Annotated in this window: 15 protein-coding genes and 1 pseudogene; 13 read left to right on the top strand and 3 right to left on the bottom strand. The window is 51.0% G+C overall.

The genetic code is table 11. The features are described 5' to 3' along the window. The first annotated feature begins 6 nt into the window (after nucleotides 1-6). Together VMW30_07500 and VMW30_07495 are read left to right on the top strand one after the other, a co-directional pair. Nucleotides 7-474: a flagellar assembly protein FliW gene (locus tag VMW30_07500; protein HUW88201.1), complete on the top strand. Its 468-nt coding sequence runs from the start codon at nucleotides 7-9 to the stop codon at nucleotides 472-474. 6 nt (nucleotides 475-480) lie between these two features. Next, nucleotides 481-762 (top strand): carbon storage regulator, encoded by a 282-nt coding sequence (locus VMW30_07495; GenBank protein HUW88200.1) that lies wholly within the window; start codon nucleotides 481-483, stop codon nucleotides 760-762. On the opposite strand, the gene VMW30_07490 is transcribed toward VMW30_07495, so the two are convergent. The 3 genes and pseudogenes from VMW30_07490 to VMW30_07480 all read right to left on the bottom strand — a co-directional run bounded on the left by VMW30_07490 (nucleotide 759) and on the right by VMW30_07480 (nucleotide 2,950). Continuing rightward, a complete protein-coding gene (locus VMW30_07490) occupies nucleotides 759-1,535 on the bottom strand; it encodes a sigma-70 family RNA polymerase sigma factor (GenBank protein ID HUW88199.1) in 777 nt (258 codons plus the stop codon). The two genes, VMW30_07495 and VMW30_07490, sit on opposite strands and share 4 nt — an antisense overlap. A 634-nt stretch (nucleotides 1,536-2,169) precedes the next feature. Beyond that, a pseudogene (locus VMW30_07485) lies at nucleotides 2,170-2,679 on the bottom strand (IS3 family transposase). Next, on the bottom strand, nucleotides 2,675-2,950 hold the full coding sequence (locus VMW30_07480) for a hypothetical protein (protein HUW88198.1): 276 nt from the start codon (nucleotides 2,948-2,950) through the stop codon (nucleotides 2,675-2,677). Before VMW30_07480 ends, VMW30_07485 begins: the two are co-directional and overlap by 5 nt. A 278-nt stretch (nucleotides 2,951-3,228) precedes the next feature. On the opposite strand from VMW30_07480, the gene VMW30_07475 reads away from it, so the two are divergent. From VMW30_07475 to VMW30_07425, 11 genes are all read left to right on the top strand, one after another. Then, nucleotides 3,229-3,825, top strand: coding sequence for an acyltransferase (locus VMW30_07475; GenBank protein HUW88197.1), 597 nt, complete (start codon nucleotides 3,229-3,231; stop codon nucleotides 3,823-3,825). Next, entirely contained in the window at nucleotides 3,822-4,907 is a 1,086-nt protein-coding gene (locus VMW30_07470; protein ID HUW88196.1) for a DegT/DnrJ/EryC1/StrS family aminotransferase, read from the top strand. The genes VMW30_07475 and VMW30_07470 overlap by 4 nt, the downstream gene beginning before the upstream one ends. 3 nt (nucleotides 4,908-4,910) lie before the next feature. Continuing rightward, entirely contained in the window at nucleotides 4,911-5,897 is a 987-nt protein-coding gene (locus VMW30_07465; protein HUW88195.1) for a Gfo/Idh/MocA family oxidoreductase, read from the top strand. Nucleotides 5,898-6,067: 170 nt separating this feature from the next. Further along, nucleotides 6,068-6,346 carry a hypothetical protein gene (locus VMW30_07460; GenBank protein ID HUW88194.1) on the top strand — a complete coding sequence of 93 codons (279 nt, stop codon included), beginning with the start codon at nucleotides 6,068-6,070 and terminating at the stop codon, nucleotides 6,344-6,346. Nucleotides 6,347-6,410: 64 nt separating this feature from the next. Further along, nucleotides 6,411-7,037: a nucleotidyltransferase domain-containing protein gene (locus VMW30_07455; protein HUW88193.1), complete on the top strand. Its 627-nt coding sequence runs from the start codon at nucleotides 6,411-6,413 to the stop codon at nucleotides 7,035-7,037. 90 nt (nucleotides 7,038-7,127) lie between these two features. Next, nucleotides 7,128-7,880 (top strand): sulfite exporter TauE/SafE family protein, encoded by a 753-nt coding sequence (locus VMW30_07450; GenBank protein HUW88192.1) that lies wholly within the window; start codon nucleotides 7,128-7,130, stop codon nucleotides 7,878-7,880. 196 nt (nucleotides 7,881-8,076) lie between these two features. Beyond that, nucleotides 8,077-8,640 carry a YceI family protein gene (locus VMW30_07445; GenBank protein HUW88191.1) on the top strand — a complete coding sequence of 188 codons (564 nt, stop codon included), beginning with the start codon at nucleotides 8,077-8,079 and terminating at the stop codon, nucleotides 8,638-8,640. A gap of 231 nt (nucleotides 8,641-8,871) precedes the next feature. Next, a complete protein-coding gene (locus VMW30_07440) occupies nucleotides 8,872-9,135 on the top strand; it encodes a type II toxin-antitoxin system RelB/DinJ family antitoxin (GenBank protein ID HUW88190.1) in 264 nt (87 codons plus the stop codon). Further along, nucleotides 9,122-9,403, top strand: a complete 282-nt coding sequence (locus VMW30_07435) for a type II toxin-antitoxin system YafQ family toxin (GenBank protein HUW88189.1) — start codon at nucleotides 9,122-9,124, stop codon at nucleotides 9,401-9,403. Before VMW30_07440 ends, VMW30_07435 begins: the two co-directional genes overlap by 14 nt. Before the next feature lie 76 nt (nucleotides 9,404-9,479). Further along, the gene (gene leuS, locus VMW30_07430) at nucleotides 9,480-11,972 is read left to right on the top strand and encodes a leucine--tRNA ligase (protein HUW88188.1); all 2,493 of its coding nucleotides are present in this window, start codon (nucleotides 9,480-9,482) and stop codon (nucleotides 11,970-11,972) included. 60 nt (nucleotides 11,973-12,032) lie between these two features. Next, nucleotides 12,033-12,650 (top strand): ComEA family DNA-binding protein, encoded by a 618-nt coding sequence (locus tag VMW30_07425; protein HUW88187.1) that lies wholly within the window; start codon nucleotides 12,033-12,035, stop codon nucleotides 12,648-12,650. The last annotated feature ends 23 nt before the right edge of the window (nucleotides 12,651-12,673 follow it).

The raw sequence follows: 12,673 nt of genomic DNA, 5'->3' as shown, positions 1-12,673 counted from the left end.
CGCTACATGAAAACCGCTAGTTCCCCAATCTCGATTACACGGATGGACTTGACTCTCCAACACGACATGCCAGGTTTCAAGGGCGCGCGTCATTTCGTCGTCGAACCGTTGGTCGAGGAGACACCGGCGATTTTTGCGCGCCTTCGCTGCACTGACTCGCTTCATTTACACGGCGGCGAGTTGTTAAATGATCTCACCTTGTTGGTCATGTCGCCTAAGTTCCTGTGGCAGGACTACGACATTAAGATCGACGATGCGATGATCGAAGAACTCGGCTTGTTCGATCCTGATGACTTGGCACTGCTCGCGATCATTCATCCCCGCGATCCGCTATGGAAATCCACGGCGAATTTGTATTCTCCCATTGTCGTCAACCGCCGGACCGGCCTGGCCGATCAGTTGGTTCCCAATGTGAGCGAGCGGGAATTCGGTTGGCCCGTGAGGGCCCCGTTTCCCCTTGATCGGGACGACTGAACTCCCATGTTGACGCTAACTCGTGAAGTCGGACAGAAGATCCTCATCGGAGAGGACATCGTTCTCACTGTCGTCTCTGTGTCCTCGAACGGCCGGGTCAAACTTGGCATTGAGGCACCGAAGCAAGTTCGCATTGATCGAATGGAAGTACTGGATCGGATTCGTCAGGAGAACGTGGATTCGGCCAACGCGATACCCTCATCAGATATTGCCTCTGATATCGCAGCATGGGCCTCGTACGGTGCGCGACGAGCAAATGCACGAGGGGTCAAACCTACGGAGAGTTAGATCTGGCGGTTTCCTAGTTCGGTACGGAGATTTCGCAACCCTTGTTGAATGAGTTGTGTGACCCTGGAGCGGTCTATCCCGAGAGCCTCTGCTATTTCACTATTTTGGAATCCTTCGAGAAAGTGCAGAACCAACACCTGGCGTTGGCGTTCGGTGATGCGAAGGAGGGCAGCTTTTACCTCTTCGTGCATTGATGCTAGATCGGAACTCTGGTTTGGATCAATCCATGTGGAGGCCGATAATCCGCCCGGTCCATCATCGACCATGGACAGAGGGACCATGTAATTGGATATGGTGGACAGATCGTCAAGTTCCACGATGTCTACCAAGGTTGTTCCAAGGTGCTGGGCCATTTCGCCAAATGTTGGGGTGCGGCGCAGTTTGAGTTCAAGGGCTTCGCGAGTCACCTGATATTCACGCACGCGCGCGCGCATCCTCTTGGGCAGCATGTCATCTCGGCGTAATTCGTCAATGATGGCGCCTTGAATGCGAATCGTTGCGTAGGTTGCAAACTGGAAACCGCCAATGGGGTCAAAGCGTTCGATGGCGTTAATGAGTCCGAATTGACCGCAAGAGCAGAGTTCTTGAACTGATTGAAATGAATGCATCCGTCGTGCAATGCGATTGGCCACCACTCTTACTAACGGGGCATAAAAGAGAACCAAGCGATTTCTATCCTCAAGCGAACGAGTTTGAAAGTAGATGGACCATAAATAGTCAGCAGTATCAATACTTTTTGACTCTTCAATGTTCGACTCGTTTTCTACCAACATAATTACGCCATCCTTCTATTACTACATACATTCGGTATTGAAACTCACACAAACGTATATCTGTGTCAGTTGGTAAATGCTGTAATGCCCCGCCCACCAAAAAGAAAGCCCTAACTCATGCTGTTCCTGAAGGCGCCGCGCTTATTACGGTAAGAAAGGCACCGGTCAGAACTAATGCAGTTAATTTCTTCATAAATTCCCCCTTGTTAGCCTTTACTATCTGTAAAGGCTGATTGTAAGACGTATCTTTACTATCTGTAAAGGCTAATTGTAAGACGTATTGAGTTCATTGATCTGACTAACGTTCCTCGGACAGTTTGGCGTGCCGGTTTTGAATTCTCATGCCACGGCTGTGGCTTTCTGTTGCCATGTCCACACTCTGCCCATCGGTTGAGCGCCAAACATCGGTGCCCCACACCACTTTGCGATGTGTTTACCCTTGTGTTTGAGAGAGGCTCGCGCATATTCCACTAGGGGTAATTACTTAGTATGCAGTCCGTTTGCTCCTTCTGTCGCGTAAGTGCAGTCGCCTTAGCGGCACATCAATACCTATGCTAATTTCGTTCTGTCTCAATTAAGCGAGATGGGCTGTGTCAAGAAACCTGGACAGTTCTCCGTTCGTTGTTTGGTTTAATTATGCCGCGAAGGTCGCAGCATAATAATGAGCAAGCACTTCACTAGGGGTTTGGTAACCAAGAGTTGAGTGCAGCCTCTTGCGGTTGTAGAACACCTCGATGTATTCGGCCACGGCAAAGCGTGCCCGTGCTTGTGTTGTGAACCTATATCGGTAGTACATCTCGTTTTTTAGCGTGGCGAAGAAAGACTCCGCTGCGGCATTATCCCAACACACTCCAGTCCTGCCCATGCTCGGGGTGATGCGGGAGCGACGACAGTATTTTGCGAATTCATCAGAGGTGTATTGGGCTCCTCTATCTGAATGAAATATTGCCTCCGCCTTCACGTGGCCATGCAGGCGTGCCATCTCCAGGGCATCCGTTATCAAGGAGGTGCGCATGTGCGTTGCCATCTGCCAGCCGATGATCATTCGAGTGGCAAGGTCGAGCACAACTGCCAAATAGAGCCATCCCTGATCGGTGCGCAAGTAGGTGATGTCGCCAACTAACGGACCTATCCTCTCGCTAGAGGAGAATCTGTCCAAGATCCTTAGTACACCTCAATCTCTGGTCTTGTCCTGGGCGTGGCTTGCGACCACCGAATTTGGGTTTATCCACGATGGGTGCAATGTATGCAATCCCGCTGGGTTCTTTGGAGCCGGTGATGGATACCAATTCTGCATGGTGTGGACGGACATCGGTGAACTTGGGATAAACACGATCGCGTGATGCGATCTGCGTAGTGATCTCGTCCTTGTCACTTGGGTGCATCACAAGAACGTGGTGCTCCATTGTGCTCACGGAGGCGCGATCATTTTGAAGTGAATGCGTCTTTGGGTTGTTGAGATAGTTCTTGACGAGTGAATCAACATCGCAGCAGAGAGTTTCTTCGCCACGCTAAAAAACGAGATGTACTACCGATACCGATTCACAACACAAGCACGGGCAAGATTTGCTGCGACCTTCGTGGCAAAGTTAAACCAAACAATGAACGGAGAACTTTCCAAGTTTCTTGACACAGCCCAGGGAGACATCAGGCAATGGGACGATTTAAGCAAGCCAAAAGGTAGGGTTGGGCCATGCCGCATATTCATCCCACCGCAGATGTTGCTGCCAGCGCGCAGGTAGGTGAAGGGGTTGCTATCTGGGAATACGCAAAAATACGTGAGAACTGCGTTCTTGGAGAAAATGTCATTATTGGACGTGGCGTTTATGTAGGGAATGGCGTACGCATTGATGCCAACTGCAAAATTCAAAACAATGCACTTGTTTACGAGCCAGCGATGCTCGAGGCGGGAGTGTTCATTGGACCTGGCGTTATTCTCACCAACGATGAATATCCTCGTGCGGTCAACCCAGATGGAACTCAGAAGAATTCTGGCGATTGGGAAGCAATTGGCGTAATAGTTCGCGAGGGCGCATCCATCGGTGCTGGAAGTATATGTGTAGCACCGGTGGTAATCGGCGCCTGGGCTCTTGTCGCGGCAGGATCAACGGTTGTTAAGAATGTTCCTGCATTTGCTCTCATGGCTGGTGTCCCAGCAAAGCGAATTGGTTGGGTAGGAAAGGCGGGCGTACCTTTACTTTTTGAAGGTGCTGGCTATTTTCTTTGTCCCAAGACCCGAACTCGGTACCTGGAAAGTGATACTGACACACTTGTGGAAGTCGAAAGATGAGCGCGTTCATTCCAGCCGCGAGGCCTCTTATCGGTGAAGAGGAACGTACGGCAGTAGATCGTGTTCTGCAATCAGGGATGATGGCGCAAGGCCCTGAAGTTGCCGCCTTCGAAAATGAATTTTCAACGATTGTTGCCGACCGACACTGCATCGCTGTTAACTCGGGAACATCGGGTCTACATATGGCGCTGGTTGCGGTAGGAATTAAGCAAGGTGATGAAGTGATCGTTCCTTCGTTTACCTTTGCTGCGACTGCGAACGCGGTGGCGTTAACAGGGGCAACCCCTGTATTTGTAGATATCGATCCTCAAACTTTCAATATTGATCCCCTTGGGATAGAAGCTGCAATCACATCCCGCACCCGTGCAATTCAACCTGTGCATCTATATGGCCAACCAGCTGCAATGAAGGAAATTATGGCAATTGCTGCAAGCCACAATTTACTCGTTATTGAGGATGCCGCGCAGGCACACATGGCCTCGCTTGATGGGGCGCCTGTTGGTTCGTTTGGGACGGCTGGCGTTTTCTCGTTCTATCCGACAAAGAACATGACATCGGGTGAGGGTGGCATGATCTCAACCGCGTCCGATGAAATTGCACGCCAGTGTCGCCTGTTGCGCAATCAAGGTATGGAAAAGCGCTACGCGAATGAAATTGTGGGGTTTAACACCCGAATGACTGATATTCACGCAGCGATTGGTCGAGTACAACTCACTAAATTGACCGGATGGACAACGCAGCGACGCACTAATGCCAAATTCCTTGACGAAAATCTTAAGGGTGTAGCTATTCCTTATGTTGCACCGGGCGCGTTCCATGTCTATCACCAGTACACAATTCGTATCATCGGGCATGATCGTGATGCATTTGCGGCCGAGATGACTAAGCGGGGAGTCGGCAATGGTGTGTACTATCCAATTCCAGTGCACAAGTTACAATCTTTCGGTCTCACTTTTGATTTACCCGAAACAACACGCGCATGTAAGGAAGTTCTTTCAATTCCTGTGCACCCGGCACTTACGCAAGAGGATCTTGAAACAGTTGTTTCGGTAATTAATTCAATCGCTGCTGCGGGAGCATAACTCGTGAAGAACTTGCGTGCCGGTCTTGTTGGCTTAGGGATGATGGGTCGCCATCACGCGCGAGTTCTTGCATCTCTTCCTGGTGTGGATTTTGTTGGAGTTTCTGATCCAGCCGGCGATATTGATGGAGTTGCGCAAGGTCGTCCTGTCTTTAAATCTGTCGCCGAACTAATTGCGCTGGATATTGATTATGCAATAGTGGCAGTTCCGACTATTTTTCATTTAGAAGTTGGCACAGAACTTGCCACCGCAGGAATTCATGCGATGGTAGAAAAACCAATATCGCAAGACACGGTCACATCAAAGGCGCTCGCAAGAGCCTTTGATAAAGCTGGTCTAGTAGGCGCAGTTGGTCACATCGAACGTTACAATCCAGCTCTGCAAGAAGCACGACGTCGGCTTGGACAACTCGGTTCGCTCTATCAAGTTGTCACGCGGCGCCAAGGGTCATTTCCTACTCGCATCGCTGATGTTGGCGTGGTTATAGATTTGGCAACACACGACATTGACCTAACTGCATGGATAACACGCCAACGATATTCATCTGTGTCGGCCCGCACCGCGTTACGCACTGGTCATGAACATGAAGATCTTGTAGCGATAATTGGTACTTTACAAGACGGCACAATTACTAACCACTTGGTGAATTGGCTCAGCCCCTTAAAGGAGCGCGTCACGATTATCACTGGCGAAAAGGGAGCGTTTGTTGCAGATACTTTGACTGCAGATTTGACGTTCTACGCAAACGGGACTGTTACTTCGGAGTGGGAAGGGATTACGCAATTTCGTGGAGTCAGCGAAGGCGATGTAATCCGATACGCGATATCTAAACACGAACCGCTACGCGTGGAGCACGAGAATTTTCGGGATGCGGTGTTAGGAAAGTCAGCAGATATTGTGACAATGGAGCAAGGACTCGCCACCATCCTTGTGGCTGAAGCAGTAATTGAAAGTGCAAGGATAAATCAGACTATAGAAATCCAATCCTGAAGGAAAATCGACGCTACATTTATTGAAGCTGAGAGGGCCGACTATCCAAGCGAATGGCGTGGAAGAACTATGCAGAAGAGAGTGCCGCGGGGGTCTTTAATTGAGAACTCGCATTTGATATTCATGGATATGTGAGTCGGGTCGGAGGGCTGGACGGCTAAAATCCAAGAGTGAAAACCCCTGCAGTCCCAGCCATCAATGTCGCTAAGCGCATTGTTGGGCGTCGGGACTCAGTTTCCGTTCTGGCACGGAAGAACATCAGGGATTCGTTGGTCTCCGTTGCAGGACTTATCGGATGTCCGGTGCGTGATGACGAAGGACACGATCTGGGAAAACTTGTAGATATTGTCGTACGTCATGGCGAGGAGACTTACCCCGCAGTTTCCGGGCTTATTGTCAAAGTTGGGGCGCGCAAATCTTTTATTGACGGGCAAGAATTTCGAAATTAACCAAGGATGAAATCCGCCTTTCATCAACCTTCGTCAGTTTTACACCTTACAGAGGGATCGTTCAGTGAATACAGGCGAACCAACTGACATCGTTTTGCCTCGTGCAACTGCGGCAGTTTTTCGTGTTCTTGTTGGTGCGGATGCATCATTTTCCATTAGGCAACTCGCACGCATTGCTGGTGTCTCTGCCCCTCGCGCGGTCGAAATTGTCAACCGTGCAAGTGAACGAGGGCTCATCCTTGTAGAACAGGGCGGGCGTTCCCGAATGTGTCGGTTCAATAGCGAGCATCTTGCGGCCGGTGCCATCCTCGAATTGGTAACGATCCGTGAACGGATGCTGCACGCTATCGAAGATGAAATAGCTTCCTGGAAGATCGCGCCGTTGCACGCAAGTTTTTTTGGTTCCGCGGCCCGTGGCGAGGGGGACACGAACAGTGATTTAGATCTGCTTCTCGTTCGCCCGACGGGTGAACCCGAGGAAGACTGGGAGGAACAGAAATACACAAGCGGAGTACGTCTCACGGCCAAGATTGGCAATCCCGTGTCATGGTTTGATATTTCAATGACTGAATTGAGGAGGTCAATGCGCGCATCTGAACCCATTATCGCCCAATGGAAGAAAGACTCTATCTGTCTCTCAGGTCCGTCACTGCCAGACTTACTTCGCCAAGTGCGTGGGAAAAGGAAGTGATGATGGCATCAAAAATTGTAGTAGGACTTTGAAATTTAGCCACGCCGAAAACCTCGGCGGAAATGTCTCGATTTCAAGACATACTTGAGTATGGGACTCTTCGAAGCCGCGATGCTTTTTCTGGCGGGTGTTGCAGCAGGCACAATAAATACAGTCGTTGGATCAGGCTCTCTCATTACCTTTCCGGCCCTGCTCGCATTCGGCTATTCACCCCTGACTGCCAATATGACTAACAACGTTGGGGTACTGCCAGGTGCGATCACTGGTGCCTATGCCTATCGCAGCGAACTAAAAACTCAGTGGTCGCATGTTCGTCAACTTGTTTCGCTCTCTTTGGTGGGTGGACTCGGTGGCGCTCTTCTCCTCTTGCGTCTTCCTGCAACTGCGTTCGATCAGATCGTGCCGGTCCTGGTCCTGCTTGCAATCATCCTCGTCATCCTTCAGCCGTGGCTCAAAAAGCGAGCGGCTAGGCGCGAAACCAGACCACGTCGCAACGCCATCATCCGTGACGGCGGTATTTTCCTCACCGGTGTCTATGGCGGCTATTTCGGCGCCGCCCAGGGGATTCTCTTGATGTCGATCCTTGGCGCAGTCATTGACGAATCAATTCAAAAACTCAACTCAATCAAAATGATGCTGGGTCTGTCTGCAAACACGGCAGCAGCTGTGGTCTTCATTTTTCGAGGCGGAATCAATTGGCCCGCCGCGGGAGTTATTGCGGCTGGCGCCCTGATCGGCGGCCATCTAGGTGCCAGCATTGGCCGTCGCCTACCCGAACGCGTTTATCGCGCGGTCATCGTGGTCGTCGGACTCATTGCATTTACGAAGTTAGTCACTTCCTAAAATAAACGCCAACTTATCGCGTATTTTCCACGTGCATCATCACATCTGTGCTCGGGTAATTCTCAGGTAGTTGAAATTTCAATAAATATCGCCATTTTGGGAATAATTGAAACTTCAATCATGTTACACTTCATAAGTAGTTGAAATTTCAACTAAGTAACGGGAAATGCCCGCACTTTATGAAGGAGCTCAATCCATGTCTACTCAAACAGTCCAGTCCCTCACCGGCACCTATTCAATCGACGCATCCCACAGCCAGATCGGCTTCACAGCCCGTTACGCCATGGTCACAAAAGTTCGCGGCGCATTCAACGAATTCGAAGGCAGCGGATACTTCGATGCAGAGAATCCAGCTAACTCGCACCTTAAGGTCACCATCAAGGCCGCCAGCATCGATACCCGCAGCGCTGACCGCGATACTCACCTCAAAAGCAATGACTTCTTTGGGATGGGTGAATTTCCAGAGATCACATTCGTTTCAACCGCTTTCGAGAAGGCCGCCGAAGATTCCTACAAGCTCATCGGCGACCTGACGATCAAGGGCACCACCAAGCCCATCACCGTTGACTTGGATTTCACCGGCACTGCCGTAGATCCATGGGGAAACACCCGAATCGGCTTTGAAGGAAAGGCCACCATCAACCGCAAGGACTGGGGAGTCAACTGGAACGCGGCGCTTGAAGCAGGCGGAGTTCTCGTGAGCGAAAAGGTCAACCTCGAGTTCGAAATCTCAGCAGTCCGCAGCACGGAAGCTGCTTAATACACAGCATCTAGCCAAGTAATAAGGAATTGTGGGGTCCGAGCATTTCTCGGGCCCCACAACTTTTGAATGGGAAACCTTTACCCGCTCCGATTATTCACAGGCACATCAGAATGAGCAGTTCTGACCACTTATGGTGGTCTTTGATTGAGTGCCAGGGATTGTGGTTGGTTACACAATGTGGCTACAATGTGGCTACAATGTGGCTACATACATAAAGGGGTGGTTTATATGGTGGCTGATGCTGTCGTTCGCGCACGAGTGAATGGAAAGGTCAAAGAGGAGGCAGCCGATATTCTTGCGGCGACTGGCCTGACGCTTTCAGACGCATATCGAATGCTCTTGATACGCGTGGTAGAAGATCGAGCTCTTCCATTCGACCCATTGATACCCAACGAGAAGACGATCGCCGCAATGCGTGAAGCTCGAAAGGGACGTTTAATTCGCGCTCGGAATGTTGGGTCTTTATTGAGCGAACTCAATGCGGACGATTGAACGGACTGCGCAATTCAAAAAGGATTATAAGCGCGAGAAGCGAAGCCCGCGCGGTAAGAACCTAGATAAAGACTTGACGATCGTTCTCGAGTTATTGTTAAAAGATCTACCGTTAGCAGCCAAATATGGAGATCACCCATTATCCGGAGAATGGAAAAGTTTTCGAGATTGCCACATTCGCCCAGACCTCATTCTGATTTACCGTCAGCACGGATCCAGGGTTCTTCAGGTTGTACGACTTGGTTCACATTCGCAGTTAAGTTTGTAGCCCACGATGGAGACTCTTACGGTGGGCAAAGTTAAAGGGAGAGTCGGCGGCCATGGGTTCCCTGTAACCTATGCACATGTCGACCGAGAACACACGTGATTTTGTCCACGAGGGGTACGACGTTGCCTATGTCCAGGAGAAGTGGCTGCCGGTCTGGGACGAGCTAGCCCCCTTCCGTTCCGGTCGCCCGGGCGACAATCGGCCCAAGAAGTATGTGTTGGACATGTTCCCGTATCCGTCGGGGGATCTTCATATGGGCCATGCCGAGGCATATGCCCTAGGCGATGTGATCGCTCGTTATTGGGTTCAGAAAGGCTTCAATGTTTTGCACCCGATGGGGTGGGATGCCTTTGGCTTGCCAGCAGAGAACGCCGCGATCAAGCGGGGGATTGATCCTGCGATTTGGACGTATGAGAACATCGCCGTGCAGAAGGCGTCGATGCGACGGTATGCATGTTCATTTGATTGGGATCGAACGTTCAATACCTGCGACCCAGAGTTCTATCGTTGGAATCAGTGGCTCTTTATTCAGATGTTTGAACGTGGGCTCGCCTACCGCAAAGCATCAAAAGTTAACTGGTGTCCTTCGTGCCAGACCGTCCTTGCCAACGAGCAAGTTGTGGCAGGTCTGTGCGAGCGCTGCGATACGCCAGTAACCAAGAAGAAATTGACGCAGTGGTATTTCAAGATCACTGACTATGCAGATCGCTTGCTTGATGACATGTCACAACTCGAAGGCAATTGGCCCGACAAAGTCTTGACGATGCAGCGCAACTGGATTGGGCGATCCACGGGCGCGAATGTGAGTTTTGTGATCGAAGGACGGGGAGAGCCCGTCACCATTTACACGACTCGTCCGGATACTTTGTATGGGGCGACTTTCTTTGTCGTCGCTGCCGATAGTGATCTTGCTGCTGAGTTGGCATTAGGAACTTCGGTTGAGGGTAAATTCAAGGAATACCTTGAGACGATCAAGGCTGATTCTGATATTGATCGCCTGGCAACTGATCGACCAAAGACCGGTGTTTTCTTAGATCGTTATGCAATCAATCCAGTCAACGGCGAGAAACTCCAGATTTGGGCCAGTGATTACGTTCTTGCTGATTACGGAACTGGTGCGATTATGGCCGTTCCTGCCCACGATCAACGCGACTTGGATTTCGCGCGTGCGATGGGACTGCCGATCCGCGTAGTCGTTGAGACGGGCGAAGAAGATCCATCTGTCACGGGAATTGCAACGCCAGGTGAAGGCAAACTCATTAACTCTGGGACCCTCAACGGCAAGCCAAAAGATGAGGCGATCGCATTTATCAATGAGCAGTTGGAACGCGACGGACTTGGCAAGGCTGCGCGCAATTACCGCCTGCGCGATTGGCTGATATCACGGCAGCGTTATTGGGGAACCCCGATTCCGATTATTCACTGCCCATCCTGCGGTGAAGTTGCTGTCCCACTGGATCAATTGCCGGTGAAATTGCCTGATGCGCAGGGATTGGATCTCAAGCCCAAAGGAACTTCACCTTTGGGCGCTGCCACCGACTGGGTCAATGTTGATTGCCCTAAGTGCGCAAAGCCTGCCAAGCGCGATACCGACACGATGGACACATTCGTGGATTCATCCTGGTACTTCTTGCGCTACCCAAGCCATGACGATCACACTCAAGCGTTTAGCCGCGAAGCTGTTGATACGTGGATGCCGGTTGATCAGTATGTCGGTGGCGTCACCCACGCGATCTTGCACCTCTTATATGCGCGCTTCTTAACCAAGGTCTTGCACGATATGGACCTTCTCTCCTTTGACGAACCATTCTCGCGATTGCTCAATCAGGGCATGGTCGTGATGGATGGATCGGCGATGAGCAAGAGCCGGGGCAATCTTGTCCGTCTCTCCGATGAGTTGGCGACCCATGGTGTCGATGCTGTCCGTCTCTCGCTTGTCTTCTCTGGACCACCAGAGGATGACATCGACTGGGCAGATGTTTCACCGCAAGGGTCGGTGAAGTTCCTCAACCGCGCATGGAGATTATCTGGAGATATCTCAAGTGCTCCCGGAGTTGATTTCATGGCGGGTGATATTTCACTACGCAAGGCGACGCATAAAGCGGTGCATGACGCTGGTTTTGCGGTCGAGTCTCTTCGGTTCAATGTTGCTATCGCGCGCATTATGGAACTTGTGAATGCAGCACGTAAAGCCATTGATTCAGGGTGCGGTCCAGCAGATCCTGCTGCCCGTGAAGCAGTCGAGGCGATTGCCATCATGCTCTCGTTGGTTGCGCCGTTTATGGCCGAAGAAATGTGGGAGCGGTTGGGACATAAGCCAGGAGTTGCCTTGGTTGGTTGGCCAGCAGTCGATGAGTCTTTGTTGGTGGCCGACTCAGTGATTGCTGTCATTCAAATCAACGGCAAGATCAAGGAGCGGATCAAAGTCTCACCTTTAATCTCTGATACCGATTTGGAGCATGCGGCACTGGCTCATCCAACGATCATCGAGGCGCTAGCAGGTGCAACGATCGGCAAGATCATCACTCGCGCTCCTAAAATCGTCAATATCGTTATCAACAACGCCTAGCCCTAAACAGCGCAAACTCCTCTGCGAAAGTGGCGTCGTTGCGCCCTTTTCACTTAGGGCATGAATGATTTCTATAACAACATCCGCGAACGATTACACGATCGACTCAGCGACCTGCACTTCTCTACCACTCAAAGACGTGCGCTTTTCGGCGTCTTCCTGATCATCTGTCTCATCTCTGTCGGGGTTGTGACTCGTGGACAACCCGAACAGATTGTGGAGACCGCTCCCATAGTTATTGCGCCACCACCTCTCGTCGTCGATGTCGCAGGTGGAGTGAAGCGCCCCGGCGTCTATTCACTTCCTGCAGAGGCCCGTGTCATGGATGCGATCAAAGCTGCAGGTGGGGCCGAACAGGGGATGGACATGAGCGAGATAAATCTGGCTCGAATGCTCCGAGATGGCGAACAGATATATGTCGAACCACTCGTTGTCACTGGTACTTACAAGAGCACCAGAAGCCCAAGGGTTGTGAAAAGACGGAGCGGACCGATCAATCTCAACCGCGCGACGGTAGGTGAGCTAGAGACGCTTACCGGAATTGGTCCAGTTCTCGCCGCAAGAATAGTGAGTTATAGAAAAGTGAATGGACCCTTCATTCTTTTGGAAGATTTGCAGAAGGTTTCAGGTATTGGCCCCTCCAAATTCGCGCAGATCAAAAGCAAAATAAGGGTATAAGGGATTATCGCGCCTTCCTTATT

This window comes from Candidatus Paceibacterota bacterium, assembly GCA_035530615.1.
Classification (GTDB): Bacteria; Actinomycetota; Actinomycetes; order Nanopelagicales; family Nanopelagicaceae; genus QYPT01.
Note: the sequence above shows the minus strand (reverse complement) of the source record. Positions and strands in the feature narration are given on the sequence as shown.

Bases quoted from the DNA above. Each gene is read 5' to 3' on its own strand.
- VMW30_07500 (HUW88201.1), top strand. From the start codon at position 7: ATGAAAACCGCTAGTTCCCCAATCTCGATTACACGGATGGACTTGACT.
- VMW30_07495 (HUW88200.1), top strand. From the start codon at position 481: ATGTTGACGCTAACTCGTGAAGTCGGACAGAAGATCCTCATCGGAGAG.
- VMW30_07490 (HUW88199.1), bottom strand. From the start codon at position 1,535: ATGTTGGTAGAAAACGAGTCGAACATTGAAGAGTCAAAAAGTATTGAT.
- VMW30_07475 (HUW88197.1), top strand. From the start codon at position 3,229: ATGCCGCATATTCATCCCACCGCAGATGTTGCTGCCAGCGCGCAGGTA.
- VMW30_07470 (HUW88196.1), top strand. From the start codon at position 3,822: ATGAGCGCGTTCATTCCAGCCGCGAGGCCTCTTATCGGTGAAGAGGAA.
- VMW30_07450 (HUW88192.1), top strand. From the start codon at position 7,128: ATGGGACTCTTCGAAGCCGCGATGCTTTTTCTGGCGGGTGTTGCAGCA.
- VMW30_07445 (HUW88191.1), top strand. From the start codon at position 8,077: ATGTCTACTCAAACAGTCCAGTCCCTCACCGGCACCTATTCAATCGAC.
- VMW30_07440 (HUW88190.1), top strand. From the start codon at position 8,872: ATGGTGGCTGATGCTGTCGTTCGCGCACGAGTGAATGGAAAGGTCAAA.
- VMW30_07435 (HUW88189.1), top strand. From the start codon at position 9,122: ATGCGGACGATTGAACGGACTGCGCAATTCAAAAAGGATTATAAGCGC.
- leuS (HUW88188.1), top strand. From the start codon at position 9,480: ATGTCGACCGAGAACACACGTGATTTTGTCCACGAGGGGTACGACGTT.
- VMW30_07425 (HUW88187.1), top strand. From the start codon at position 12,033: ATGAATGATTTCTATAACAACATCCGCGAACGATTACACGATCGACTC.